A 26,676-nucleotide genomic window follows, 5' to 3' on the forward strand; every position below is an offset into this window, starting at 1 on the left:
ACTCAAGATTGTTCTCCTTCTAATTGTGGGGCTAAAGTAGCATCCGCTTGAAGATTGTTCACTTCAAACTTAAGTGTGCTAGCCAACAAATTCGCTAACCCTTGTGTAAGGCAGGTCAGCGAAACAGGTGCTTTGTGGCTGATAAGCTGGGCAATACATTTAAGCAGCGCAGTTTGATCGTCTCCACCTTTGGCATTGACGGCAATGGCTTGGCAAGGCTCTGAAACTGTAGGACTTGTGCGAGCAATTTTATCAATCAAGGTGGTTGTTTGGCGATCGGCGCCGATTTCAACAAAAAGTTTCGCGCCTAATTTACGTGCGTTGTTAACCAACTCAGTAAAGTTAAGCGGCTGACAAAAGGTGTCAGCGATTGAGGTTGCAATATCAAGGCTGCTGACATTAATCGGTTGTGAACTTGCTGCGCTGATAAATTTTATCTGTGCAGTTTGTTCAAGCTGCTCATTGTGGTGAAGCGCTTGTTGATAGAATTGAGCCACTTCGCGATGAATTAGCATGGCTGGCGCAGTATGCATTGCGGTCACGCGATTTGCTGCAATGCCGCGTTTGCCGATTTGTTTTAGCAGCGCTTTACAACTGGCTTCACATCCTGCCAGCACGCAAGTATCACCTTGAATGATAGCGAGATAACAACGAGGATATTGGGTTAAAACCGCTTCAATATCGGCAGGGGTTGCTCTAACCACAAAACTATTCCACACGATATCGTCGCTTTGATTCAACTGCCATGCCTGGCGCACGCAATCTAAACGACCTGAAATATCGGTAGTAAAAATAGTACTGGTTTGCGTCGCCTCAATCATACTGTGGGGTTGCTTCCAAATACCAAGACTTGCCCACATCGCCGCTTCGCCCATGGAGTAACCCATGGCAAAGTTAGGTTTTACATTAAAATATTCGCTAAGCACTTTGGTTAAGATATAACTTGCACCCACACCTGCAATCGCCAGTTCACCCAAACTCATATCAGTGACTTTAGCGTTATCAGCATAAATGCTATCTGCTTGCAGCATGGCTTTTACATCACCATCACGTTCTAGCTGAGCATATAAGTCAGGGAAGAAGCGTGGCAGTTGACTGAACATCTGTGGGTATACTGTGCCGACACCCGGGTAGACGAAACAAAGACCATTCGTGCCCAATGGCTCATTGGCCGTGAGTATCAAACAGCTACCTGATGGGGTCTTGTATTCAACTTCCGATGGCGAGCTTGCTAATGTATCTGAAGTACTTAGCATCGCCAACATGGTTTCAATCTCGCTGCATGCAGTTTCAATTGAATTGCCCATGATCACCGCAGCTTTACCTGCTTGGTGATCAAACTGGTTTAGATTGTTCAACATCAGTGCTAACAGCGTGCTGTGGTTAACATTGATTGCTGCACTGGTATTTGTATTAATAATAGCGTTTAACTGGCTTTGTAACTGCGTTAGTTGCTGCTGTATACCTGAGACTGTGCTGGCAGATATTGGGAAAAACAACCTGGTGTTATCCAGTAATGAGCTTGCCTGAGCAAGTTCAGTTCCCTGAACGAATACCACTGCGTGTTGCATTTCGGCTTCAATAAAATTGAAACTGGCGACGCGGCTTTGGTGCATTTCACTAAACCAATACTGTTTATTCGTGCGGTTATTCTCACTGTTGTTTTCAGTCGGTAAGCTACGAGTCGCAAGGTGGCCAATCAACTGAATCAGTTCAAAAAATTTATCTTTATAGCTAGTGCAATGAGTCGCATCGATTTGAGTTGGACTAACATGAGCCCGTTTGGCTTGAGTGAGTGCTTGTTGCACGGCATCTGATAACTCGTGGCCTTCGCCCATACCGGTTAAATAGGCATGGGGATGACACCGATGTTTTGCTGCAACAATGGCTGGCATCATTAACAAGCGGTATGGCAAAGCTGGATGGCTTAGCAATACCGTTTGTTGTTGCTCAATACGTTCAATCGCTTGAGCTAAATAGTCGCGAAAACTCATGTTTAAGTTTGTGGCGGTAGTTGATGTGCCATCTAATGACGACACATCAATTTCAAGCGGGATGGCTGTCGCGCCTAATGTTTCAGCCAATGAACAAGGTTTGATAGCAGCAAATGCATTGTTATTTGCATGCAAGGAACCATTAGCTCCATTAGCAGCTTGCGCCAATGATGCAGCATCATTGGCAATCAGTTTTAAGGCGATGCGCATGCTTTTTACTGATGCAACTTTTGTTGGCTCAGGCTTTGACATCACAGAAGTTGATTGATTGCTCACACCGACTCCTGCAAATCAGCAAGTGCTTTAGCCGGGGCTAAAAAAGCCTCATTCAAGCTTTTGCTAATGGTTGTTTTTGCCGCTGTCATGGTGCAACTTAAGCGACCATCTTCATGGTAAAGCGCAATGTCAGCAGTCAAAGAGCGACTAGTACTTTTTACGACATTAAGCACTAAATAACCTTGGTCATTTGATGCAAATGGCGCATAAGTGGTTAGCTCACCAATGGTTGATGGCAAACTTGCTGCGTCATGCTTTATTCGCGCCCACACTAGCATTGCTTGTAGCAGTAGATCTTCTGCAAATGCCTGACTACCACCGATTTCAAGTTGCGCTTCAAAACCTAAACAATCAGTTTGTTCAATTTCTGGTAAGGTCACTTTACAAATAAGCTGGCTATCATTTGCAACCAATACTTGCTTGATCCCTTGTAAACGTGGGCCATGAAATAAGCTGCCGTTTGAATAAAGTTCACTGTCAGTACTAATGGCCTTGTTGTTTTTAACCTTATCAATGATTGACGCTAACTGAGCCATTTTATCGGTTGCTGTAGTGGCAACTTCATTAAGTAATGCACTGTTGACGATTAAGTTCGCTTGGTATTGCGGTCTTAATAACGCGTTAGCATCACTGTTACCGTCAAGTACCCGGCTAGAAATCAATGCTTTTAAGCCTTCAGCGGTTTCAGTTAACTGCAGAGTTAACTCTTGTGGCTGGGCCGACTCAAAAATAATGCCTTTAAGTAACTTATAATCTTTGGTGCTTACAGGTAAACCACATAGCTTTTGCGCTGTTTCACGCATCCATTGTATGGCGCACACTGTCGGCAGTACTGGATTACCCGCGATGCAATGATCTTCAATGAAGGGCATTGCAACCGGATTAAGTACTCTTACAACAGATAAGCTGCGAGGCTTATCTGCTGCAGTTGCACTGTTAGATACAGTATTTAAAAAAGATAATGTCAGCGAACTCTCAGCATTTAGCGCAGAGTCCGCATTAAGCTTTTTTACAGCTGAACCTGTTGCTTGTGCTGAAGAATCTGAACCTTGCATGCTCGAACCAATCAGCATTTGAACACCGGCTTCAGATAACAGACTGTGGGCAAATAAGTTTGCGCCTTTATCTAACGGAATAACGTAAACGCCACGTTCAACAAACATCTTCTTCAATGCTGAGCTGACCATTCCGCCATCCCAAGGGCCCCAGTTAAAGCTCATTACTTTGGCTTGCGGATAGTTATTGGCAAGTTGTAATGCGGTTTTATTGAGGATCTCATTTGACATTGAATAGTCACTTTGTCCGGTGTTGCCGTAGAAACCAGCAGCAGATGAAAACATAGCAACCAGCTTTAATTTACTGGCATCAATGGCATTAATGATACCTGCAAAGCCGGTGACTTTAGTGCCGTATACACGACCTAATTCAGCTAAGGTTTTGTCTTGGATATGCTTATCAGCCAATACACCTGCGCCATGAATGATGCCGGTAATTGATTTGAAAGCTGAAAGCGATTGCTTAATGGCATCATCTGAGCTGACATCCATACTGATATATTCAGCACTTGCGCCCACTTCTGTGAATGCTGCTAAGGCGCGGTCAATTTCTAAACTACTGGTAATTGGCCATACTAACGCGTCAATTTGTTTTGGCGTTGGCTTGTTACCTTGAGATTGAATAAAACCAATTGCAGCTGCTTTTAACTCTTTAGCTTGCTTGCCTTGCGCCCATGTTGGCAAGTTTGCCCCAAGGTGTTGGCTACGGCCTGCAAGGATAAAGTGAGACTTTGTCTGTTTAGCAAGTGTAAGCGCACATTCAAATGTAACCCCCTTAGCACCGCCTGTGACTAACACAGTATCATTGCTATCAAGGGTAGTAGTGTGATAGCGCGTTTTCGCGGTTGTGGTCGCTGTTAATGTATGACGGCCTTCGCTACTAATACCTACCTCAACAATCTGATTGGCAGAATTAACATCAAATAACTCAGCAATAACGGCATCAGCAAGGTCCACAGCTTCAAAGCTTGGGGCGATATCTAATGCTCGACAAAACACTGTTGGCCATTCATGGCTAAGGGTTTTGCTTAGACCTGAAAGCGCTGCTTGATTTAACTCAGCAGTGGCAAGTTCATTACTGTTTAAGTAACCAAAACCACCATCAATACGACTAACCGTCATAAAGCTTACACGTTCAGTTTTTGCTAATTCGGTAAAGCTTTTCTGTAGGTGCTTAGCCATTAAGAAAGCTTGTTCAACAGCAACAAAACCTGCATCACTTAGCTGCATGACATTGTTCGCAGTGGCAAGTTGTGGTTGTAGGTGAACAAAACCAGCCACTTTATGGGCTTTACTGATTTGTGCAATGACATCACTAATCGCGTCATCATTTACAGCCGTTAGGTTGTAACTTTTGATATCACTGCTTAGCGGTGATTGTGCGCTAGTGACTGATTCTGGACTACGAATAACGGCGACGGTTAGGCCTGTTGCGGTGAGTTTTTCTGCGAGAACGCCTGCGTTATGACCATCATCATTGATGACGATACACGCGTCTTTTGAAAAACCATCAACTAACTTATCCGCCGCTGGTAGCTTTTTTAGCGCGACTTCCTGATGTGGAGGTAAGTCTGTTGCTAATTCAGATGCTGTTGTCGCTGCAACTTGTGGGGCAGAGTTTGTAGCTGCAGTAGAGTTCATAGCGCCTGCGGCTGATAGCTTAGAGCCTTCAGCGGGTAGCTTAGAGTTCATGTAGCTAACGATTTCACCAAGCGTGCGACACTCAGCTAAATCTTCTGGGTTAAGCTCTGGTAAGCCTGGTAGCTCGTCTTGTACCGTACCAAGAATCTCTACGCGCTTGATAGAATCGATACCCAGATCTGCTTCCATGTCCATGCTAAGTTCTAGCATTTCAGTTGGGTAACCAGTTTTGTCAGCAACCACTGACATCATGGTGCTTTGTACTTGTTCAGCACTTAAACCAGAAGCGACAGGTGCCACTTGAGCTGCAGTTGCTGACGCAGTAGCAGAACCAACTGGTAACTTAGAGTTCATATAAGAAACGATTTCACCAAGGGTACGACATTCTGCTAAATCTTCTGGGTTAAGCTCAGGTAAGCCTGGTAGCTCATCTTGAACAGTCCCTAAAATTTCTACACGTTTGATTGAGTCGATGCCTAAGTCTGCTTCCATATCCATGCTAAGTTCTAGCATTTCTGTTGGGTAACCAGTCTTCTCTGCAACAACTGACATCATAGTGCTTTGAATTTGTTGGGCGCTCAAGGCTGTCTCAGCGGATAAACCAGAAGCTACAGCAGCGGCAGAAATCGCTGGTGATTCAGAGCTCATAGCGCCTGCGGCTGGCAGTTTGCTGTTCATATAAGAAACGATTTCGCCAAGGGTACGACACTCAGCTAGATCTTCTGGGTTAAGTTCAGGTAAGCCCGGTAGCTCATCCTGTACAGTGCCTAAAATCTCAACACGTTTGATTGAGTCGATGCCTAAGTCTGCTTCCATATCCATGCTAAGTTCTAGCATTTCTGTTGGGTAACCGGTTTTTTCGGCAACCACTGCTAGCATGGTATTCAATACAGTTTCAGCCGATAAACCTGAAACGACATTAGAAGCAACTGGCGCAACTGAAGCTGTAACGGCTCCAGCGGCAGGCAGTCTAGAGTTCATGTAAGATACGATTTCGCCAAGAGTACGACACTCAGCTAAATCTTCAGGGTTAAGTTCAGGTAAGCCTGGTAGCTCATCCTGTACAGTGCCTAAAATCTCAACACGTTTGATTGAATCAATACCTAAATCCGCTTCCATATCCATGCTAAGTTCTAGCATTTCAGTTGGGTAACCGGTTTTTTCAGCAACCACTGCTAGCATGGTATTCAATACTGTTTCAGCCGATAAACCTGAAACTACAGCAGAAGCAACTGGCGCAGCTGCAGCTGTAACGTTTCCTTCCGCTAGTAGCTTAGAGCCTTCAGCGGGTAACTTAGAGCCTTCAGCGGGTAACTTAGAGTTCATAGCGCCCGCGGCGGGCAGTTTGCTGTTCATGTAAGATACGATTTCGCCAAGGGTACGACACTCAGCTAAATCTTCTGGGCTAAGCTCTGGTAAACTAGGTAACTCATCTTGTACCGTGCCTAAGATTTCAACACGCTTGATTGAATCGATACCTAAATCCGCTTCCATATCCATGCCAAGTTCTAGCATTTCAGTAGGGTAACCGGTTTTTTCAGCAACCACTTCGAGCATGGTATTCAATACGGTTTCAGCAGATAAACCTGAAGCTACTGGTGCGGCTTGAGCTACTGAAATTGCTGGTGGCGCAGAGTTCATAGCGCCCGCGGCGGGCAGTTTGCTGTTCATATAAGCTACGATTTCGCCAAGGGTACGACACTCAGCTAAATCTTCTGGGCTAAGCTCTGGTAAACTAGGTAGCTCATCTTGTACCGTGCCTAAGATTTCAACACGCTTGATTGAATCGATACCTAAATCCGCTTCCATATCCATGCCAAGTTCTAGCATTTCAGTGGGGTAGCCAGTTTTTTCAGCAACCACTTCTAACATAGTGTTCAAGACTGTTTCTGCTGATAAACCAGCAGGCATTAATTGCACTGGAGCTGCTGACGCTGAAATAGGTTCTGCAGTAACGGTTCTTGCTGGTGCTAATGGGGCTGTTACTTTTGCTGCAGGCTCTTGTGCTATCTGTGATTGTGTTACCGGAGCTTTTGCTACTGGCGCTGCAACAGGCGCAGGTACTTGAGTTGGCGTTTGAACTGTCGCTGTTGCTGCAACAGCCTGAGTCATTGCTGGAGCTGCTGTTGTTGCTACTGTCTGCGGCTGAACAGGCAGCGAAGTGCCTGTTAGCATAGCAAGGGCAGACTGGCTTGATTGTGCTTGCTGCTCAAGGAACAATGTATGGCTTTGTAGTGTTTGTGCTTGATGCTGGTGGAATAGCTCCATTGAGCGCTGTAAGCTCTCAGGAATAGCGAGTCCTGCCGCAACCATTTTGCTTTGCTCTGTCATCAGGTGAGTAAAGGTATCACCGTATTGTTGAGGAATAGCCAAGAACTGCTGATGTAAGTTTGCAGCTTGTTGCTGGGCATTGAAAAATGCTTCTAAGCTACCAGTTCCTGCAGCAGGTTGCGCTAGTGCATTGCCAGCTACAGGCGCAGTGGTTACTGTATTGCTAACAGCTGGTGCGTTGGCATTGGCTGAGGCCACTTCAATATATTCAGTTTTTATCACTTCTTTTTCCACAATCTTTTCTACGATTTTCTCAACTGGCTTTTCAACAATCTTCTCAACGATGGTTTCAACCACTTGTGATGTTACTTGGCCTGTCGCCAATGATTTTTCCATTTTTGCAAGGGTTGGCGCGCTAATATGGTTCGATGCATTCAGTTTGACGTTCATGCCTTTAGGTTTAGCAGGCGCTGCAATGTCAGCTTGGTATGGATCAATTTCAGTCAAGGGTGCGCCCAATACACAAAGTTGCATAGCAGCAATGCGAAGCTGGGTATCACTATTACCTTTAGGATTCGGGTTTATGCTGACAACAGAAACTGACTCAGCTTTATCGCCCAAGGTGGCTTGTACCAGTTTTTGAAGAATGTTCTTAGGACCAAATTCAACAAATACCCGTGCACCCGCGTCATACATATTATTTAGCTGATCAGTAAAGCGCACTGATTGCAGCATATGTTGCTTGAATGCCGCTTTAATTGATTTAGCATCTGTTGGGTGTTGCTCACCGCTAGCATTTGAGAACAAGGCCACTTTACTTGCGCTAAATTTGGCTTTATCGATCGCTTTAGCAAATGGCTTTTGTGCATGACCCACAAGCGGAGTATGGAAGGCGCCAGATACTGGCAGTGCAATTGCTTTAAAGCCTAATGCGCTAATGGCTTTAGCCGCAGCTGCGCAACTTTCAGTAGGACCTGCAATAACAAGCTGAGTCGCTGAGTTGTAGTTAGCCACTTTTACGCCATCAAAATCACTGATGCAGCTTTCTAATTTTGCGATATTTTCAGCATTGGCCGCGTCAGCATCATTTGCTGGCAAGATAATGGCGTACATGGTGCCTTTATCAAGTGCATTACCGTCTTTATCAACAGCAGATGCTGCCATTGACTCGCCGCGTGCAAAAGATAATTGGTAGTAGTCATCATTAGAGATAACACCCGCTGCACATAATGCAGAAAGCTCACCAAAGCTGTGACCCGCAAACATGTCAGCAGCAAATCCTGCTTGAGTGAATAACTGGTATTGACTCATGCTGACGACACCAATGGCGCTTTGGGCGTTATCAGTGCTCGTCAGTAAAGCTGCTTGAGCCTCTTTATCTGCTTTTTCAAATGCAGGGATTGGAAATAATACTTGTGAAAGCGGCGTTTTGTTAAAGCTAGCAAAGACTTTATCAGCCTTGTTAAGCTGCTGACGCATTTCTGGGAAATGACAAGCGACTTCAATACCCATGTTTAAGTATTGAGAACCTTGACCTGCAAATAACGCAGCGACTTTTGGACTATTAGCAGACTTGCTAGCTTTAGCAGCAGTTATCAATGCTGCAGAGCGGTAGCTAGTGCCAGACGGCAATTGCCAAGCATCACTGTTTTGGCTTTCAAGCTGTTTTAATGCCAATTGTAATTGAGCCGTTAGCTCTGCTAAATTCGCAGCAACTAAGCCTAAACGTGGCGCGTTTACATCTAATGTTCTAACGGCATATTGCTTAGCAATGCGGGTAAGTTCAGCTTGAGCAATACTGGTGTTGTCAGTATCAGTTAGCTTAGCGATGGCAGCGATTAACGTGCTAACTTCAGTTTGAAGTGCCGCTTTATTATCGGCGCTAATTAATACACTTTGAGGTACTTGGCGTTGACGGTATTTCGCATCACGAGCATGTTCTGCTGTGTATTCTTCAAGCACCATATGGAAGTTAGTACCGCCGAAACCAAATGAGCTAATACCAGCACGACGCGGGGTGCCATCAGGGCGCGGCATCCAAGGGCGGGTTTCGGTATTTAAGAAAAACGGCGAATCTTCAACATTTAGTTTGGGATTAGGCTTAGACACGTTTATGGTTGGTGGCAGCACTTTATGATGCAGGGCTAGGGCTGCTTTAATAACACCTGCCGTGCCAGCTGTTGACTTAGTGTGACCCACTTGAGACTTAACTGAACCTAAAGCAATGTGTTGTTTAGTGTCATTAAACTCGCCAAAAACGGACTTAAGACCGTTAAATTCAGCTACGTCACCTGCAGCAGTACCTGTACCATGTGCTTCAATTAAACCAACAGTGTGAGGCTCAAAACCGGCATCATCATAAGCTCGTTTTAATGCTTTTGCTTGGCCTTCTGGGCGTGGCGCATAAATTGATTTAAATTTACCATCTGATGACGCGCCCACACCTTTAATAACAGAGTAGATTCTATCGCCATCACGTTCAGCATCTTCAAGACGCTTCAGCGCCACCATGCCGATACCTTCACCGATCATCATACCTTTTGAATCGATATCAAATGGTTGAATGGTTTCGTTAGTGGTAAATGCAGGCGTTTTAGAGAAACTCATATACATAGAAGGTGAGTTATCAGTACACACACCACCGGTGATCATCATTTCACTGCGGCCTTCAACCAGCTCTGTTAATGCCATACGCATAGCGGCTAGTGAGCCTGCACATGCTGCATCAACCACACAGTTCATGCCACCTAAATCAAAGCGGTTAGCAATACGACCAGCGATAACATTACCTAAAGACCCCGGGAATGAGTTTTCTTCCCAGTGAACATATTGGTCTTGGAATTTCTTGATCAGCATATCGCTGTCTGCATCACTTAAGCCGCTACTTTTAAATACCTTTTTAAGTACAGGATATTGTAGGCGCGCAGTTAGGCTAGCATTGATTTTTTGACCGCCGCCCACGCCGAGCGTAATACCGATTTTATCGGTGTCATATTCAGGTGTTACACCCGCATCGGCAAGCACCTCTTTGGCGATAACCAATGATAATAATTGTGAGGTGTCAGTGAGCTCTAGGATATTTGGCGGTAGGCCAAACTCCATAGGGTTAAAGTCAACGTCAGGGATAAAACCACCGCGCTTACAGTAACTTTTATCTGGGGTTGTTTTGTCTGCATCGAAGTAATCTTCAGGGCGCCAGTGCGACTTAGGTACTTCAGTAATGGCATCAATTTTTTCACTGATTAAGTCCCAAAACTTATTCAAGTAACGCGAATTAGCAAAGATACTTGCCATGCCGACAATGGCGATAGGCATATCTTTAAGACGCTTATTGAGTCGTTTGTCTTCAACTAACTCTTGTGGGGTCGGTTCTTGGCTCATTTTGAGTCTCCGTTGTTCAGTCTATCCATAGCTGAATTATTTGTAGAGTGTGCTGCTTCCGAAGCATGCATGGTTTTAGCGCCCGGGAAGCGAGCTAAAAAAGTGTGGTAATTTTTTACGAGTAATTTTCTTAAATGAAACGGGCCGTGCTTTAACACATAAGCGATATAGCGATTAGTCGCTTGGGTATGGCTGTCTTGATAGATGTCGAGATAAACCCAGTCAGTTGCGAAATCAACACCCAGTAAAATCGAGTAACTTTCTTTATCCGTTAATTGTGGTGGAATCGTCAGTGACACCACTTGCACCACATTGTCTTGAGTGGCTTCAGGTAAGGATAAGGTTTTGGCTAAGGTTTCTGGGTTCAAAGTATAAGTGGCGACATCAGTGCCTTGAACAATAGGTAACTGGTTGAAATAGCGCTCGGGCACATAGGGGCTTTCGAATTCATCAAGCTTTGATACCCCGTAGCGTTTTAAGCAGCGGGCAAGCCCTGAGCGAGAGACATCCTTATTAATAAACTGCTGGGTTACCTTAAGCAGTCTGTCCAACGGCATTTTTAATTGGTAGCGCAAACCGATCACCACATACTCTTCCATTGGCGACAATGTGGTTTTGAGGTGATGTGGCGTGGTGGGGGTATCGCTGACAGAATCACGCTTACGCCACTTTCTCACGGTGGCCTCTGAAATATTGAGGATTTTAGCTAATTGGCTCACGCTAAAGTCAGACGTTTGAATGAACTGACGCATTTCAGGGGTGGTGGTGGCATTACGGTGACGCACCACTGGCGTGCTAGTGTCTGTCGTCACTGATTTCTTTATCGCAGCTTTTGCGCTTGGCTCTGCTGTCATTTATATAATGCTACTGTCATTAAGGCTTAACCTTGGTCTGTATTTTTGCAATACAATCTGTTGGGACTAGTAAAGATGAACAATAGTTAATCTTCATAATCATCGTTTTAGCACAATCGAGCAAGCAGAGTACCTGAGGTTTCGGGTCGATACAATCACCCGAGACTGATTATTCACAGATCAGACCATAACTAGCGAGCAGTTGTAAGCTCAAATGAGTATTTGTTATGAAATTTAATTGGTGAGTTAAAGCCTGATCTAGGTCAACTTTTAATCATAGTTACAGTTCTATACTGAATTTAAATAGCGCTAGGCACTTGCTTTAAATGACATGAATTATCTCACTTGATTTGCAAGGCGGACAGGCTCTTAAAAGGTGAACAGCAAGGTTTCACTGACTAATCAGTTAATCCTGTCGGCATACTTTTACTGAGATTGAGTTATTACAGCTAAACATGTGAAGCTAACAGTGCTTAAAGCGAAATGGATTGATTAACTATGTGATAAAGGGAGGCCACAATGGCTGATTTCACCACTGAGCAAATCCGTAATTTGGCTGTAATGGGTCACACCAACGCAGGCAAATCTTCTTTACTCGAAGCATTACTGTTTAGCGCCAATGCAATAACCTTAAAAGGCAGGGTCGACAAGGGCACAAATCATGCCGATTTCACTGCCCAAGAAAAAGCCCACCACCACAGCCTAGAACCTTCCTTTCTTAATTTTGACTTCCAAAACCACCATTTAAACGTTATTGATACTCCAGGTTTACCTGATTTTATTGGCAGAGCATTATTGCCTCTTTCTGCCGTTGAATCGGTATTATTGGTGGTCAATGCCAGCACTGGGATTGAATCGGTAACCAAAAGAGCCTTTGAAGCAGCCCGAGCGCAGGGCAAAGCAGTGATCATTGCCATTAACCACTTAGATGGCAACGAAGCTTTAGTTGCTGAATTGCTGACTGATATCCAGCAGCAATTTGGTCATCGCTGCTTACCCGTTAATCTCCCCAATGAAATGGCTAATGATGTGGTGGATTGTTATCTGCATTGCGATCTAAAAGCGAAAACCTTATTCAGCGATGTGGAAACTGCCCGTGATGAACTCATTGATACCGTGCTTGAAGAAGATGATCGGTTAATGGAGCTGTATTTAGAGCAAGGTGATTCATTAACCCCAGAGCAATTGCATGCGCCGCTAGAAGCTGCATTGCGAATGGGTCATTTAGTACCAGTATGTTTTACCAGTGCAGAACAAGACATTGGTATTAGCTCGTTACTGGAAATGCTGACTAAGTTGATGCCAAGCCCTCTTGAAGCTAATCCGCCGCAATTTATCAAAGGCTTTACTGAAAATGCCACCCCTATTGATGTTAGCCAAAAAGCTGATGACCATGTATTAGCCCATATCTTTAGAGTGTCAATCGATCCATTTTTAGGCCGCATGGGCGTTTTTCGTTTATACCAAGGCACCATAGAAGTGGGCATGAAACTGTTTATCGGTCATAGCCGTAAACCCTTTAAAGTGACTAACATTCTTAAGTTACAAGGGGACCAGCATAGTAACGTCAATCAGGCTATCCCGGGTGATATCTGCGCCATTGCTAAAATTGATGAGTTAGAAGTTGGCGCTGTGCTGCATGACAGCCATGATGAAGATGAATTTCATTTACCTGAGCTGGTATTGCCGCAACCTATTTTTGGCTTGGCCGTGTCTGCAAAGCGCCGCGGTGATGAACAAAAAATATCGGAAGTGCTACATAAGTTAGTGGCAGAAGACCCAAGCTTACAGATTGCCCGTAATGAGGCAGAAGGACAAACTGTGCTGCAAGGCCAAGGTGATTTACATCTGCAAATTGCATTAGAAAAAGCGCAAACGCTGTTTAATGTTGATATGGACACTGACACTCCAGCCATTGCTTATCGTGAAACCATAATGGGTGAGGCGAGCTTTAGATATCGTCATAAGAAGCAATCCGGTGGCTCTGGCCAATTTGGAGAAGTAGAGCTTAAAGTTGAGCCCCTTGAGCGTGGTCAAGGTTTTGAGTTTGTCAGCAAAGTGGTCGGGGGCTCGGTACCCACTCAATATATTCCCGCGGTTGAAAAGGGAATTAAAGAAGCTATGACAGCTGGTGAGCTTGGTGGGTTTCCGATGCAAGACATCAAAGTTACTGTATTAGATGGCAAACATCACAGTGTGGACTCTAAAGAGATTGCCTTTGTGATGGCGGGTAAAAAAGCCTTTATGGAAGCCGTTAAACTTGCTCAGCCAGTGGTTTTAGAGCCTATCGTTGAAATGAATATTTGTGTTGCTCAGCAACATGTGGGCGATATCACCGCCGATATCAGTAGCGAGCGAGGTATGGTGTGCGGCACACAAGCCGATAGCTCTGGCATGGTTACAGTTGAAGTCGAAGTGCCCTTGGCTAATGTCAGTGACTATTCTACTAGACTAAAATCGATGACGGGTGGTGACGGTCAGTTCTCGATGAGCTTTAGTCGCTATGACGTACAACCTCAGCAAGCGGCAAAGACCACCGCGATGGCTTAATCGCCAAGGGTTCACTATGAGTAGTTAATCGTTGCCAACGGCAATAAACGGGTCTTAATCGCAAGCTAATAGGATTAAAACGGCAGGGGCTGTAATGTTCCAGCCGTTTTTATTTATTTGGCGTATTACACAGACTATAAATTCAGTTAGAAACAAGCGACAATGGCTTTTTGTTTTACTATTGAGTTGATTTTGAATTCTGACACCAAGATAAATCTATTTTTCTGTCCGCTTACCACGGCAGTATTGGATCAAGAAACCACCTCATTGGTGTCATCTTGGTTGCCTGCAGATGAAACCCAAAAAGTGAATCGCTATATTCAACAATCAGCCCGTGAAAAAGGCTTAATGGTTAGAGGTTACTTGCGGGCTTTGTTGTCGCGTTTTGCCGATATAAAGCCCAATGAATGGGTATTTGAATATGGCGAAAAAGGCAAACCGCGTTTAACTGATCTGCAATTTCAGCAAACGGGTTTAGGTTTCAACATCAGTCACAGTGGTGACTGGTTATTGGTGGCTATTTATCAAACTAATGCCCCAATGCAAGCGTTTGAGCTGGGGGCGGATATTGAGCGGCGCCGTGATAGCACCAATATTCATTCGATATTAAATCATTACTTTTCTGAACCTGAAGCGGCAGCTTTATTAGCTTTACCAGCAGTGGAGTATAGGGAACGTTTCTTTGATTTATGGACCTTAAAAGAGTCCTACATTAAGGCCAAAGGCTTAGGCTTAGCTTTATCGCTTAAATCATTCGCATTTGATTTTCAATCGGCTGAAAAAAGCGAGCTTAAGCTGAATAAAGGCGCTGTCATACCTTTACAATTCAATGTCTCTTTGCGGCTGATAAATGATGACAAAGAGCGCTTTGAGATTGAAAACCAATGGCATTGTAGTTTAGGTAAGCTTAATGAGAGCTATCGGTTTGCCATTAGCTTTTATAGTGGATGTGTTGCGAACGAGCCTGAATATAACGCTGAAGTAATAGATTGGGCTGAGCTTATTATTGATTCTCATTAAGTTGCCTTAAAGGCATACCTAAATTAATCGTTAGCTAAGTCGGTTTACCTGCAGATCAAAAAAGGCACTAAAAAGTGCCTTTTAAGTTGTAATATCATTTTTGAAATTACTGTCTCGCTAAACGATGTGTCTCAGGCGGCTGCTCAAAATCACTTCTAAATGGATTAATATCTAAACCTCCACGGCGAGTATAACGGGCATAAACCGTTAATTTAGAACATTGGCAATAACGTTTTAAGTCAGTAAAAATACGCTCAACACATTGCTCGTGAAATTCATTGTGTTGACGGAATGAAATCAAATAACGCAGTAACTTCTCTCGATCGATTTTAGGACCTTGGTAGCGGATCATCACGCTACCCCAATCAGGCTGAGAGGTAATTAAACAATTCGACTTTAGCAAGTTGGATGTAAGTGTCTCAGCAACATGTTTCTCTTCAGTGCTGTCTTCAAGGTACTCAGGTTTAAATTGATAATCATCAACTTCAATATCAAGTTCATCAATACAGTTACCCGGTAACTCGACAATGCGCTGGGTATTAAAATGTTTTGGCTCGATGATTTTTACCGTGACCTCGCCATTGGCACAGCGGCTAAGATCTTGTTGTAAAGTTTGTTGTACTAGTTCAACACTGTCAAAGCGGGTTTGATTAAAGCTATTTAAATAAAGCTTAAATGACTTCGATTCAATTAAGTTATCACTTTCGATGGCAAGGTAAACTTCAATGATGGCTACCATAGGCTTGCCTTTGGCATTAAGCCAAGATAGTTCATAGCCAGTCCAAATATCAGCACCTTGAAAAGGTAACTCAGCCGTTAATGCAATGGCATCTCTATTTAGCTTACGAGGAACCCCTTGCAGCAATGATGCATCATATTCAGCTTGATATTGCGTCGCTTGACCTAAAGTTAAACCTTTAAGTGCTTCAGCATCACTATAGGGATCGTGATTGTGTGTCATCTAGTGTGTTTCCGTGTCAAAATAGGCCTTTATTATAATACCAATTTATATAATTAGGTAATCACTGTACGTGACAAATACACCAATCTATTTGGTCACAAACAATATTGGAGCATCTTAAGTGTCTTGTTCAACATCATTGGATCAATTTTCTAACCGTTATATTCAAGCTTACCAAGATACCTTAGGGGAATTACCGCGATTTTACCCAATGGGTCAAGGGTCTAGTTGTATTGAGGGCCAGTATGATCTTGAATCTGATGAAGCGGTATTTTGGCAGACTGTTAAGCGTAAAAGCACCGCAGACTTTAGTAATGTCGAACATGCTTTAGAGCTTAAGCTGCATGATGATATCAATGATTTTTACGGCCACTTCTTTTCAGCCTCTTTGTATTTTAATTCGCAATGGGGCGAAGGCGAATTACTGCAAGTTTGGAATCAGCAAGACTTTGAATCTTTGCAGCAAAATATCATCGGCCACTTGATGATGAAGAAGAAGCTTAAACAAGCACCAACCTGGTTTATCGGTGTATTGGGTGATGGCGATAACATGCTAACGGTTGATAATGAAGATGGCAGTGTGTGGATTGAAGTGCCAGGCAATAAGCCCCATGAAAAGCTTGCTGATAGCCTAGCTGGATTTATCGATAGCCTAACGCCAAGAGTCACACCAGCAATTGAACCTGTAGAAGAAGATCATGGCCATGTGCCACATCCGGGGATTTGGCAGCGAATGAAAATGATGTGGAATGACTTATTGAGACGAAAGTCATAGATCAACGTTATTAATTTGCGATAAACCAAAAAGCCTGACTTATAGATTAATTAAGTCAGGCTTTTTGTTGAAAAGAAGGTTAATGATGCAGCTGTTCTGATCGATGTTAGATACTTCAGAACAATAACGTTTGAAATTATTACTGATGATCCCATGAGATATTCGACACAATTCTGCATGGCTCACATCTGAAGTGAAACATATCCAATAATGGCTCATCCAATAACCACTGTTTCGATCCACAGCGTGGACAGGCTCGTTCTTTTTCAGACTGTAAACTTTCACCACCAACGCGATAAAGATAATAGTAAGTCGGAATTTTGGTAATAAATTCAATTCTGCCGCGGATATCCCAGCCTCGTCTAAATAAATCACTTTTATGACTGGTCAGTTCTTCTAATGCTGCAAATTCAGCTTTGGTTGCCGCCGCCATTTGCAGTTCATCACAAGCTTGCCACTCTGTTTGCCAGCGAATAACTCGCTTATGGTCGCCATTAAAGCTTGCTGGAATTTGATATAGCGGAATAGGGAGAAGGTTGTCGCCACTTCTTAATGGTGAGCACATATGTACATAGCTGGTGTAAAGCACCTGCCAGCTGGGAGTGTCGATATTACTTTGCTCTGAATTGATATCTTGACCGATAAACTTTTCACGTGGCGCCAATAACTTTGCTTCAGTTAGCATAGTTAATGCTTGTTTGACCCATGGGCTGTTGTTACGGGCTGATAAACTGTTTTTTTCAGGTATTAATAGCCTGACTTTAAACTCACCTTCATTAAATGCGACAGCAAATTCTCGTCCTAATACTTGGCCATTGGCTCTGAGTGCTTCTAGAAAGTTATTAATGGCTTTTTCTGCCGCAGTGATAGTGGTATCGGCGAAACATTCAAATCTGAGTTCAGTGACAAACATGGTTTTCCGTTTTTAGCTGGTTAAATGTATTGAGGATGTGGTGCTTAACTTTCTAATTGTACAATTCGTTTTTCAAGTGCTGCTATCTTTAGGGCAAATTCACTTTCGACAGCGTCAAATTTAGCCTGCCATTTTTGTTCTAGCGCCGTTAATGGGTCTTGAGCCGTTTCAGTATTAGCTGGCTGTATCATGGCTGCTAAATCGGGTAAGTCTTGCCATTGCTCTTTGGGGATGGCTTTAAATTGCTGCAAACCCTGAATAAGGGTTGGCATGGCTATCCGCGTACCTAATTTACCTTTTATTAACGCTAATGTTGGCGTATGACCTGCTACAGCAATGGATTTTGCCGCCGCAAGGACTTGTTCAATTGGACTCATAATTAGTGAAAATCCTTAAATATCGGTAGTGAAATTACTCAAAAAGTGAGACATGTTTTTAAATGGTGAATAAAATCAAGGCTTTAATTTTTGGCACACTTTTAGCTTAATCAGTATTGAGAACAGTATAACTTACTCTGAAAAACAGTTTCAGTAGAAATTACATTAGAACCATTTGAAAGGGACGTATTATGAAAGCAAAATTGGGTGCAGCATTAATTATGGCTATAGCAGCGACTTCACTAACTGGTTGCGTATTGAATGTGGGCGATCACGAAGGTAAGCGTAGTGATTCATATTGGCAAAAACAACAACAAACTAATCGTAATAACTTAGCGAAACTTTCAATCGGAATGGCAAAAGATCAAGTCACCATTTTGATGGGAACGGCTGATTTCAGTGAGGCTTATGTGACCCAAGCAGATGCACAAAGTCCGAAGAAAGAGGTTCAGGTGTTTTTCTACCGTACTCAATGGAGTAAAGGTGACGGCAAAACCACAAAAAGTGAATGTACCCCAGTTGTAATAAGTGACAACAAATTAGTGGGTTGGGGTGAAACTGCTTACCAAAACATTTAATTTCTTAATAAAACGTCCAGTTGGTCTATTAATTCAGACCACTGGCCGTCTTGATGTAAGGCCTCTTCAATAAAGTGTCTTTGCGATTCTGACCAAAATCCAGCCTGTGCAATGGTGCTATTTTTAGCCAGTTTATGTTGTTCGATAAACTGGTTAATATCTTCCTTAGATGAACTTAATCCTAATTGCTGAAATAAGTGTTCAAATGTTGTCGTTGTCGTATCCATGAGCTTTCACCATGTATGAATGATATTACTTTACTAAGATTAGGTGACCCTATTTAAATTGCAATATGTTTCAAAGTTGTTAAGTTGAGACTATCAACTGGATTAGTTAAGAGTGACATCATGGAAAACAACACTTTGCCCCCGAAAACTCAAGCTGCGCCGTCTTTGGATGAACAAACTAACGATCAACCTAGAGCGGTTTATTTGACTGCGGAAGATCTAAGAGTTGCAGCATCGATTATTTATAATGCCTATCATGATGATCCATTTTTTATTGAAGCTTTAGCCACTGCTAATAAAGCCAATTACGAACAAAAACTGCGGGCTGCAATCAGAGAAGAGCTCACAGAGTTATGGCAGCAAGAGCAACCATTAATTGGTTGGTTTGAAGGCAAACGTCTCATCGGTGTCGCCTGTGTGATCACCCATCAAGTGCCTCTTGGTGAAAGTCGTTACTGGCACTGGCGTTTAAAAATGGTACTCGGCACTGGTTGGAGTTCAACCCAAGCATTTATTAAAAAAGAGCATACCATCTTAGAAAGTTTACCGAGTAAACAATACGGTATTTTACAATTTATCGCTTTGAGCCCTAATGAGCAAAGAAAAGGTAATGGGGCAAAATTAATTCAAGCGGTGTTAAGTTGGTGCGATGAGCAGTTAGAGCTCGATGGGATCGGAGTATTTGTTAACAACGATAAACATGCAGCGCTTTTTATTGGTGAAGGTTTTGGCCATTTGTCTGATCAAACCATTGGCTCTGTTGATGGTGAGATATTAATTTATCAAAGTAAATCGGAGCAATAAATGGCTGATAAACAGTATCAAGACTTTAAGTCGTTTTATCCTTTTTATTTATCACAACATCAAAATGCCACATGTCGGCGCTTACATTACCTCGGCTCTGGACTGATAGTGTTATTGCTGTTGGTGACTCTAGTTAGCCAGCAATGGTGGCAACTATTATTTATCCCTGTCATCGGTTATGGATTTGCATGGATTGGTCACTTTGTATTTGAAAAAAACAAACCTGCTACTTTTGAATACCCGCTATACAGTTTGCTCGCTGACTGGGTAATGTTTGCGCAAATGTTAAAAAAGCTATTCTTCTCAAAGTCATAAACAGGCAAGTTTCACTTTGGTGTGTAAGACTTATCTCACATACCCTGTAAGTTATCTAACTTTAGTCTGTATGCATTCTCTAGCTGAATTTGTTTTTTACCAATGAAAACATAGTCTTAAGTTTTCAAGTCTGTTTTGGTGACGAGAATTTATTGGTTTGTGAGTAAATGGGGTGTTTTCTCGCCAATGAATTTAGCTAAAATATTCCACAAGGTCGCAACATAAATAAAACAGGGTGTTTTGTTTAATATTGCACTTATAATGAATAGTCATATTGTAAAGCCAACAACCTTTGGTCGTTAATGTCTCAGGATGAGATGAAAATTAAAGGAAGGGGGCTGGTTATTCATTGAGATATTTATATGAGAAAACCTCTTATTAGCTATCTCAAAATATGAATTCAGGACGAAGTCAGGACACGCTCAAGGAAAGGGCATAAGCTCAGTTATGGATAACTGAAACTAGGATGAACCCTCATCAGGATGATGACGGATTGCAGGATGCAGCATACCAGGATGGTAATCTAGGAGTAAAACTGTCAGTCAAAGGGATAGACTGTTCAATGGATTGAAAACTCAAGTATTCAGCAACTGGCAAGAATACAAGGAAATTGAGTAACAGGGAATAAAGGGAGCAGGGAGCAAATAATCGCATGGATGGAGCAGGGAAGCACAATTTAGCCGGATAAGCTAACAGAGCGTAAAATAGGCGCAATCTTAATTTATTAGGATTGCGCTTTTTACATTTCAGAAATACAAATGTTAAATATGTGAATTTTTTTGCAGTGGTTAATTTCCCTAATAGCCAGAGTGTTTGTGCGATATATCTCACAAGGGGTGTAAGCCTTATCGCATTTGAAACGCGCCTTAAATTAGATTTATTTTAAAGTTGTTGTTTTTATTGATTTTAATTTGACGCCTGCTGGTTTAGTGGTGTTACTACTTTGTAATTACGCTGTAATGTGAATACTTATGACTTACCTGTTGAACCATATGAACTATAATAGATACCAAGAAAGCAAATATGCACAGGAAGTGCTTAAGTTGTATCAATAGGATTATAAGTAAAGTGTTTTCTGCTCTACAGTGACTTTCAAATCAAGGTAAAATGTACGCTATGGACAGTGGCATGATTAAAAGGTTAGTGACAAGGAGTTAACTAATACCCCATCACTGCAGTTTATGGATATAAGCGACTTTATTAGATTGAAGGACATCAATTAAGGGATTTACGCCATAAGGGATTTATGGTGATTGCATTGGATGCAATAACTTGATTAAAGGATGTCATGGAAGAACCCCAAGGATGAATTAAGGACACGCTTAAGGATTTGAGCAGGCTCGGTCAATGGATAATCGAGTAAGATGGAAAGTACTTAAGTGTACAAGGAATATCAAGGATTGAATAAGGATAGCGCTCGGAGCAAGTTAGACGCATGGATGGTGCAGGGAGCACAACAATAGCTGGATGGCTTAACAAAAGCACAAGAGACCGCGGCAATGATTTGTCGCGGTCTTTCTTTTGGCTAGCGTTTAATAAATAACGATTTTCCAGTAAAAAATGGTTTATGCAGTATGGCTTACCTATTGAGTCGTTAAGCCAATAAATTACTTACACTTTCCGGAGTTGCAGCTAGATGCGCCGCCACAACCACCAAACTTACCTTTTGCCATCGGCGCATCCATCCATTCTGGCTCTGGGAAAATAGGCCAATTTATTTTTTCTATTTTTTTACCATGCATTTGGATATGCGCGCGATATTGGTTCATGCCATCGGTGCTAAATTCAAACAAAAATTTAGCACGCCAACAAAGGCCAGTAGTACCACCCAGGCTAGGTCTTGCTGACTCCATTGCGATAGCAAGGAGTTGTACTTTTTGCTTGCCGCAGGCGCTTTCAGCATACTTACGGCTAATTTCTGCCATTTGTCGTAATTGCCAAAAGAATGCGCCCACAACCACGACTGCTACGATTAAAATAAAATCTGACATCATTGGCTTAGTGCCTTAAATAAACCGCCAATAGCCGCTGATAGTTTCTCACTTCGTTCGGTATTTCTTAGTTCAAGCAACAGCGGCTGGCGTAAACTCGGTATAGACACGATATCAGCAAATACTTGGTTAAAGAAGATTTGTGGCTGATTTGCTAAGACTTCTAGATAAAGTTTGCGAGTTTGGTCATCTTTTAATGCAATCCAGTTTCTGGCAGCAATAGTGATCAATAAGTTTTCATCAAGTTGTTGGTAATTAACCAATTGCTTAATGGCTTTTTGAGTTAACTCAGCTTGTGAAGCAAGGGCTCTAAGATAGATATGCTTATGCTCAACCGGCGCTTGAGATAACTTATCAAACAAGGTTTGTGCAAGCACTGAATCAATGGTCACATGTTCTAAGCATTGGCAAATAGCTGCTTGAACTTCAACTGGGGCAAATTCAAAAGCGGCATTAATTTCTGCAGCGTGGTTATGTTGATCTAGGCGCACACAGATGTCGGCAATGCCTTGAAGCCCTAATTGCTGCCACGAGTCATCCACTTTCTTTGGACTTGCTATCAGCGCAGCAAAGTAGCTAGCGGCAAATTGATATTGCGCTGATGGTTGCTGGCTTAATTGACGTTTTACTAAGGCATTAAATAGCGCTAGCTTTTCCTGGCTAGGCTTGAAGCTAAAAGGGTGATTAGCATAGCGCTCTTGTTCTTCATCACTTAATGCTTTGGTTGGATCTTGCCCTAGAGCTTCGAGGATCATTTTGATGAATTGACTGCGCTGCGCTGGAGACAACAAGCCTTGCTCATCCAGTGGCAGCTTTAAAAACCAAATAAAAGGTGGCTGTGCTTCGCGCCAAAACACGATGGCAAATTGTGCATGACCTTGAGTTGGAAAAGGGTAAGGGGTTTTTAATGCTTCAATTTGATTAAACAACATCATATCGATGTTTTCGACTCTGCGGCCTAAATCATAAACCTGAAATTGAGTATTAGCGGTGTCTAAAAATTCACTTAGGGTTTCGAGTTGTGTCATGGTGTTTTTATATAGCGATTAACTTGTGCGTATTATAGGGTTAACTGCCTCCTGATGATATAATTAGTCGCACAAACAATCGTGTTATTTCAAACTTGTGTGAGCGATAAATCACAGTTATGCCGTATATTAAAACAGAGCAATACTTAATTCAGATAGAACAAAACCTTAAAGATGCAAACCTTTGGTCATCGACTAAACCTTCTGCTCAAGCGCTTGCGAGCAGTTCTCCTTTTGCCTGCGATACCATGGGGTTTGAGCAATGGTTGCAGTTTATTTTTATCCCTAAGATGCAACAGCTTATTTGTATGAAGCAGGCTTTACCTACTCAAATAGCCTTAGCCCCTATGGCGGCACATGTGTGGAGTCAGCGTGATGATCTTAATCCTTTGATACGTTTATTGGCTGAGTTAGACACCTTTTTAAGTGAGCAATAACATGATAGATGATGAATATTTCGATGACCAAGAAGATGCAGCGAGCCTTCAAGCTGAAACGCTAGCAGCGGAGGGGCTTGAAGATGAAACACCGCCTGAGTTAGAAATTCTTTTTGAAGATGAGCATCTGGTGGTTATTCATAAGCCGGCTGGTTTGTTGGTGCACCGCAGTTACCTTGCAAGAAAGGAGCGCTTTTTTGCGATGCAACTGACTCGAGACCTAGTGGGCTGCCATGTGTTTCCGGTGCACAGATTAGATAGACCCACATCAGGAGTGTTAGTTTTTGCCAAAAGCAGTGAAGTCGCCAGAGCGCTTTGTGAGCAGTTTGAACATCATCAAGTGACGAAAGAATATATCGCTTTGGTTCGAGGCAATATGCATGAGGCAGGCCGTTTAGATTACGCTTTAAAAGTAGAACTAGATGATGTTGCCGACAAAAAGGCCAATAAAGATAAGCCCGCACAAGAAGCGGTAACTGATTATAAGCCGTTAATGAATGCAGAGATCCCATACAGTTCTGGACGTTATCCCAGTAGCCGCTTTTGCTTAATTAACCTTACACCGCAAACGGGCCGTAAACATCAACTGAGACGACATATGGCACATTTACGTCATCCTATTATTGGTGATACCACCCATGGTGATGGTAAGCAGAATAAGTTTTTTAGATCGCACTTTGAGATAAATCGTTTATGGCTTATCGCTAAGTCAATTCGTTTTACTCATCCTGTGACCTTAGAGAAAATGCATATAGAAACAGAATTGGAGCAAGAATGGCTGAGGATATTTGAGCAGTTTGGCTGGGATGATGCGCTTGATTGCTCAGCACCTATGGATATTGCTTAGTAGGCTATAAAAAATTCTTACGTAAAAACTATCACGTAATAATAAGTTACGTAAGAATCTTAAAGATAAATCCAAGTACTTGGTAAGTGCGCTTATTAAGTACTTTGTTTTAAAGGGGTTTTATTGTGTTTTAACAATAATGCCTTCAACTTCTCGAACTCATCAATTTTTGCAAGTGGCTCGCTAGTATCTTGTTGTTCACATCTAAAGTAAAAGTTTCGCCTAATATGGGCGGCCTTATGCTGGAGTTTGAACAATCTATGCCGGTTGGCTTGGCGCATAACAATAACCTTAACGTTTAGATAAGTTGTTACTTTTGTTTGTATTTCATACTTGCAGCCCAGCGCTGGAATGCAGTATGGTGAAGCTATTAACTCAAATTAGTCAGCATTTAAGCTGTAATAATCAATGCAGTCAGTGAGCTTGGGGAAAAGTATATCATGGATAAAGTTAATATAGTGTTCGGAACAGTGTATGGAAGTGCACAATTTGTTGCTGAAACATTAACCGATAAGATCGCACAATTGGATTTTAATACCCAATTGTTTCAGCCAACTGAGCTATTAGGCTATGTTCCAGCTGAAGATGAATTACTGATCATAGTGACCTCTACCACTGGTCACGGTGACTTACCTGAAGATATTGCGCCATGGTTTAATGAGTTGCGCTCAATAGCGCCTTATTTGCCTAAGCTTAACTACAGCGTTATTGCCTTAGGTGACTCAAGCTATGAAACATTCTGCGGCGGAGGAAAACAATTTGATGAACTGCTTACTGAACTCGGTGCAACCAGTATTACGCAGCGCCTTGAAATCGATGCCTGTGAAACCATGGAACCAGAAACAGAAGCCACACAATGGATAACAACTTGGCAAACCGCAGTAACCCAGTCGCAAGACAGTTAAGGTTATTAAGCCAGCGGTGGTTTAAATTTGCTCAGCGTCTTAGTCAGGCGCTGTTAATTCCCATCGCCATTTTACCCGCTGCAGGTGTCATGCTCGGGCTTTCTGCCAATCCCCTTCCTTTTATATCTACCGAACTCGCCATCGTGCTTTCGAATGTGGGTAATCTAATTTTTACCATGATGCCGCTATTATTTGCGATAGCTATTGCCATTGGCTTTTGTCAAGACCAAGGTATTGCCGCCTTTGTCGCAGTTTTTGGCTTTGGCGTTTATATTTCAAGCCTTGGAGCAATGACAACCCTTTATCACTTACCCTCGAGGCCCATTTGGGGGATGGAGACAATGGATACCGGAATTGCTGGTGGTGTGCTCATTGGCGCGCTGACTTGTTTGGTGGTGCGATTGAGTGAAAATGTAAAACTGCCAGCAGTGTTCTCATTTTTTGAAGGCCATCGCAGTGCAGCCTTAATCATTATTCCATTTTCCATGCTGATGGCGTTTATCTTGGCCCATATTTGGCCCACACTGGCCTATGAAATCGATTCTTTATCGTTATGGGCTGTATATCAAGAGCCTGCTGTCGCCTTTGGTGTTTATGGCGCCATTGAACGATTACTTATTCCATTGGGCCTACACCACATTTGGAACGCGCCATTTTACTTGGAAGTGGGACAATATATTGATGACGGTAAATTGGTGAGAGGTGAAATAGCTCGCTATCTTGCTGGTGATCCTGCTGCGGGTAATTTTGCTGGGGGTTACCTCATAAAAATGTGGGGACTCCCTGCTGCAGCGTTGGCTATTTGGCGTAGCGCGGATAAATCTGAACGTAATCGCGTTGCCGGGATTATGCTGTCAGCGGCAACCGCAAGTTGGTTAACTGGGATCACCGAACCCATTGAATTTGCCTTTATGTTTGTGGCGCCGATATTGTTTTTAATTCACGCCATTCTGACTGGTGTGGCCTATAGCGTTTGTGTTTTGCTTGAAGTAAAACACAGTGTGGTGTTTTCCCACGGACTGATTGATTTCAGTTTGTTGTTTGCTCAATCAAGTAATACTCAATGGATTTGGTTTTTAGGGCCATTAACGGGGTTTGTTTATTATCTTTTATTTAGGGTGAGTATTGTTGCATTTAACTTAAAAACCCCTGGGCGGTTAGAAGCTGATGGTCACGGCAATAAAGAAAGCCTACGCAGCATGATTAGTGCTCTTGGCGGGGCAGACAATATTGTTGAATTAAATGCTTGTTTAACCCGCTTACGCATTACAGTCGTGAATCCAAAACTTGTCGATAAACCCAGGTTGATGCGCTTAGGCGCGAAAGGGGTGATCAAAGTGGGGCATGGAGTACAGGTGGTATTTGGGACTAAGGCGGAAAGTTTGCGCAAACTACTGCAAAAGTACCTCGACACCCGTAAATGATTATTAAAACCTCATAAATATAGCAACTCTTTTAACTATTTAATAATTAGGT

At 42.7% G+C, this 26,676-nt stretch carries 19 protein-coding genes; 10 read left to right on the top strand and 9 right to left on the bottom strand.

Translation table 11 applies throughout. The features are described from left to right. Positions 1–2: 2 nt before the first annotated feature. From BCU91_RS12705 to BCU91_RS12715, 3 genes are read right to left on the bottom strand one after another with little or no spacing between them, the layout of a single operon-like run. Positions 3–2,270 (bottom strand): PfaB family protein, encoded by a 2,268-nt coding sequence (locus tag BCU91_RS12705; protein ID WP_102531628.1) that lies wholly within the window; start codon positions 2,268–2,270, stop codon positions 3–5. Beyond that, positions 2,267–10,618 (bottom strand): type I polyketide synthase, encoded by an 8,352-nt coding sequence (locus tag BCU91_RS12710; protein ID WP_102531629.1) that lies wholly within the window; start codon positions 10,616–10,618, stop codon positions 2,267–2,269. The genes BCU91_RS12705 and BCU91_RS12710 overlap by 4 nt, the downstream gene beginning before the upstream one ends. Continuing rightward, on the bottom strand, positions 10,615–11,472 hold the full coding sequence (locus BCU91_RS12715) for a transcriptional regulator (protein ID WP_241901113.1): 858 nt from the start codon (positions 11,470–11,472) through the stop codon (positions 10,615–10,617). Before BCU91_RS12715 ends, BCU91_RS12710 begins: the two co-directional genes overlap by 4 nt. Before the next feature lie 519 nt (positions 11,473–11,991). On the opposite strand from BCU91_RS12715, the gene fusA reads away from it, so the two are divergent. Then, positions 11,992–14,022 carry an elongation factor G gene (fusA, locus tag BCU91_RS12720; RefSeq protein ID WP_102520709.1) on the top strand — a complete coding sequence of 677 codons (2,031 nt, stop codon included), beginning with the start codon at positions 11,992–11,994 and terminating at the stop codon, positions 14,020–14,022. A 192-nt stretch (positions 14,023–14,214) separates the two neighbouring features. After that, positions 14,215–15,042 carry a 4'-phosphopantetheinyl transferase superfamily protein gene (locus BCU91_RS20695; RefSeq protein WP_277869344.1) on the top strand — a complete coding sequence of 276 codons (828 nt, stop codon included), beginning with the start codon at positions 14,215–14,217 and terminating at the stop codon, positions 15,040–15,042. 106 nt (positions 15,043–15,148) lie between these two features. On the opposite strand, the gene queF is transcribed toward BCU91_RS20695, so the two are convergent. Next, positions 15,149–16,003: an NADPH-dependent 7-cyano-7-deazaguanine reductase QueF gene (gene queF / locus BCU91_RS12730; protein WP_102437534.1), complete on the bottom strand. Its 855-nt coding sequence runs from the start codon at positions 16,001–16,003 to the stop codon at positions 15,149–15,151. 121 nt (positions 16,004–16,124) lie between these two features. Here queF and syd point away from each other — a divergent pair, with 121 nt between their 5' ends. Then, positions 16,125–16,778, top strand: coding sequence for a SecY-interacting protein (gene syd, locus BCU91_RS12735; RefSeq protein ID WP_102531631.1), 654 nt, complete (start codon positions 16,125–16,127; stop codon positions 16,776–16,778). Positions 16,779–16,917: 139 nt separating this feature from the next. On the opposite strand, the gene BCU91_RS12740 is transcribed toward syd, so the two are convergent. Continuing rightward, on the bottom strand, positions 16,918–17,691 hold the full coding sequence (locus BCU91_RS12740) for a Zn-ribbon-containing protein (protein ID WP_102475705.1): 774 nt from the start codon (positions 17,689–17,691) through the stop codon (positions 16,918–16,920). 44 nt (positions 17,692–17,735) lie between these two features. Further along, positions 17,736–18,068 carry a hypothetical protein gene (locus BCU91_RS12745; RefSeq protein ID WP_102437528.1) on the bottom strand — a complete coding sequence of 111 codons (333 nt, stop codon included), beginning with the start codon at positions 18,066–18,068 and terminating at the stop codon, positions 17,736–17,738. A gap of 191 nt (positions 18,069–18,259) precedes the next feature. On the opposite strand from BCU91_RS12745, the gene BCU91_RS12750 reads away from it, so the two are divergent. Then, complete coding sequence (locus tag BCU91_RS12750) at positions 18,260–18,646, top strand: DUF3192 domain-containing protein (protein WP_102437526.1); 387 nt, start codon at positions 18,260–18,262, stop codon at positions 18,644–18,646. On the opposite strand, the gene BCU91_RS12755 is transcribed toward BCU91_RS12750, so the two are convergent. Then, positions 18,643–18,873 carry a DUF2789 domain-containing protein gene (locus tag BCU91_RS12755; RefSeq protein WP_102437524.1) on the bottom strand — a complete coding sequence of 77 codons (231 nt, stop codon included), beginning with the start codon at positions 18,871–18,873 and terminating at the stop codon, positions 18,643–18,645. The two genes, BCU91_RS12750 and BCU91_RS12755, sit on opposite strands and share 4 nt — an antisense overlap. 165 nt (positions 18,874–19,038) lie before the next feature. Between BCU91_RS12755 and BCU91_RS12760 the strand changes: the two genes are divergently transcribed. Both BCU91_RS12760 and BCU91_RS12765 read left to right on the top strand, forming a co-directional pair. Beyond that, positions 19,039–19,677 (top strand): GNAT family N-acetyltransferase, encoded by a 639-nt coding sequence (locus BCU91_RS12760; RefSeq protein ID WP_102437597.1) that lies wholly within the window; start codon positions 19,039–19,041, stop codon positions 19,675–19,677. Then, a complete protein-coding gene (locus tag BCU91_RS12765; protein WP_102531632.1) occupies positions 19,678–19,992 on the top strand; it encodes a DUF962 domain-containing protein in 315 nt (104 codons plus the stop codon). A 1,607-nt stretch (positions 19,993–21,599) separates the two neighbouring features. Here BCU91_RS12765 and BCU91_RS12770 read toward each other — a convergent pair. Beyond that, positions 21,600–21,986 carry a DUF3301 domain-containing protein gene (locus BCU91_RS12770; RefSeq protein WP_102437520.1) on the bottom strand — a complete coding sequence of 129 codons (387 nt, stop codon included), beginning with the start codon at positions 21,984–21,986 and terminating at the stop codon, positions 21,600–21,602. Beyond that, positions 21,983–23,011, bottom strand: coding sequence for a DUF3549 family protein (locus BCU91_RS12775; RefSeq protein ID WP_102531633.1), 1,029 nt, complete (start codon positions 23,009–23,011; stop codon positions 21,983–21,985). Before BCU91_RS12775 ends, BCU91_RS12770 begins: the two co-directional genes overlap by 4 nt. A 119-nt stretch (positions 23,012–23,130) precedes the next feature. On the opposite strand from BCU91_RS12775, the gene BCU91_RS12780 reads away from it, so the two are divergent. From BCU91_RS12780 to BCU91_RS12800, 4 genes are all read left to right on the top strand, one after another. Then, complete coding sequence (locus BCU91_RS12780) at positions 23,131–23,448, top strand: YqcC family protein (protein WP_102520705.1); 318 nt, start codon at positions 23,131–23,133, stop codon at positions 23,446–23,448. A 1-nt stretch (position 23,449) separates the two neighbouring features. Continuing rightward, complete coding sequence (truC, locus tag BCU91_RS12785) at positions 23,450–24,295, top strand: tRNA pseudouridine(65) synthase TruC (RefSeq protein ID WP_102437514.1); 846 nt, start codon at positions 23,450–23,452, stop codon at positions 24,293–24,295. Positions 24,296–24,735: 440 nt separating this feature from the next. Then, complete coding sequence (locus BCU91_RS12795) at positions 24,736–25,200, top strand: flavodoxin (protein WP_102531638.1); 465 nt, start codon at positions 24,736–24,738, stop codon at positions 25,198–25,200. Further along, complete coding sequence (locus BCU91_RS12800; RefSeq protein ID WP_102520703.1) at positions 25,152–26,624, top strand: PTS transporter subunit EIIC; 1,473 nt, start codon at positions 25,152–25,154, stop codon at positions 26,622–26,624. Before BCU91_RS12795 ends, BCU91_RS12800 begins: the two co-directional genes overlap by 49 nt. Positions 26,625–26,676: the final 52 nt, after the last annotated feature.

It is taken from the genome of Shewanella sp. 10N.286.52.B9 (assembly GCF_002873635.1).
Classification (GTDB): Bacteria; Pseudomonadota; Gammaproteobacteria; order Enterobacterales; family Shewanellaceae; genus Shewanella.

What these genes read in the sequence shown, in the direction of transcription:
- BCU91_RS12710 (WP_102531629.1), bottom strand. Translation starts at nt 10,618, where the DNA reads ATGAGCCAAGAACCGACCCCACAAGAGTTAGTTGAAGACAAACGACTC.
- BCU91_RS12715 (WP_241901113.1), bottom strand. Translation starts at nt 11,472, where the DNA reads ATGACAGCAGAGCCAAGCGCAAAAGCTGCGATAAAGAAATCAGTGACG.
- fusA (WP_102520709.1), top strand. Translation starts at nt 11,992, where the DNA reads ATGGCTGATTTCACCACTGAGCAAATCCGTAATTTGGCTGTAATGGGT.
- queF (WP_102437534.1), bottom strand. Translation starts at nt 16,003, where the DNA reads ATGACACACAATCACGATCCCTATAGTGATGCTGAAGCACTTAAAGGT.
- BCU91_RS12740 (WP_102475705.1), bottom strand. Translation starts at nt 17,691, where the DNA reads ATGTTTGTCACTGAACTCAGATTTGAATGTTTCGCCGATACCACTATC.
- BCU91_RS12745 (WP_102437528.1), bottom strand. Translation starts at nt 18,068, where the DNA reads ATGAGTCCAATTGAACAAGTCCTTGCGGCGGCAAAATCCATTGCTGTA.
- BCU91_RS12750 (WP_102437526.1), top strand. Translation starts at nt 18,260, where the DNA reads ATGAAAGCAAAATTGGGTGCAGCATTAATTATGGCTATAGCAGCGACT.
- BCU91_RS12755 (WP_102437524.1), bottom strand. Translation starts at nt 18,873, where the DNA reads ATGGATACGACAACGACAACATTTGAACACTTATTTCAGCAATTAGGA.
- BCU91_RS12765 (WP_102531632.1), top strand. Translation starts at nt 19,678, where the DNA reads ATGGCTGATAAACAGTATCAAGACTTTAAGTCGTTTTATCCTTTTTAT.
- BCU91_RS12770 (WP_102437520.1), bottom strand. Translation starts at nt 21,986, where the DNA reads ATGATGTCAGATTTTATTTTAATCGTAGCAGTCGTGGTTGTGGGCGCA.
- BCU91_RS12775 (WP_102531633.1), bottom strand. Translation starts at nt 23,011, where the DNA reads ATGACACAACTCGAAACCCTAAGTGAATTTTTAGACACCGCTAATACT.
- BCU91_RS12780 (WP_102520705.1), top strand. Translation starts at nt 23,131, where the DNA reads ATGCCGTATATTAAAACAGAGCAATACTTAATTCAGATAGAACAAAAC.
- truC (WP_102437514.1), top strand. Translation starts at nt 23,450, where the DNA reads ATGATAGATGATGAATATTTCGATGACCAAGAAGATGCAGCGAGCCTT.
- BCU91_RS12795 (WP_102531638.1), top strand. Translation starts at nt 24,736, where the DNA reads ATGGATAAAGTTAATATAGTGTTCGGAACAGTGTATGGAAGTGCACAA.
- BCU91_RS12800 (WP_102520703.1), top strand. Translation starts at nt 25,152, where the DNA reads ATGGATAACAACTTGGCAAACCGCAGTAACCCAGTCGCAAGACAGTTA.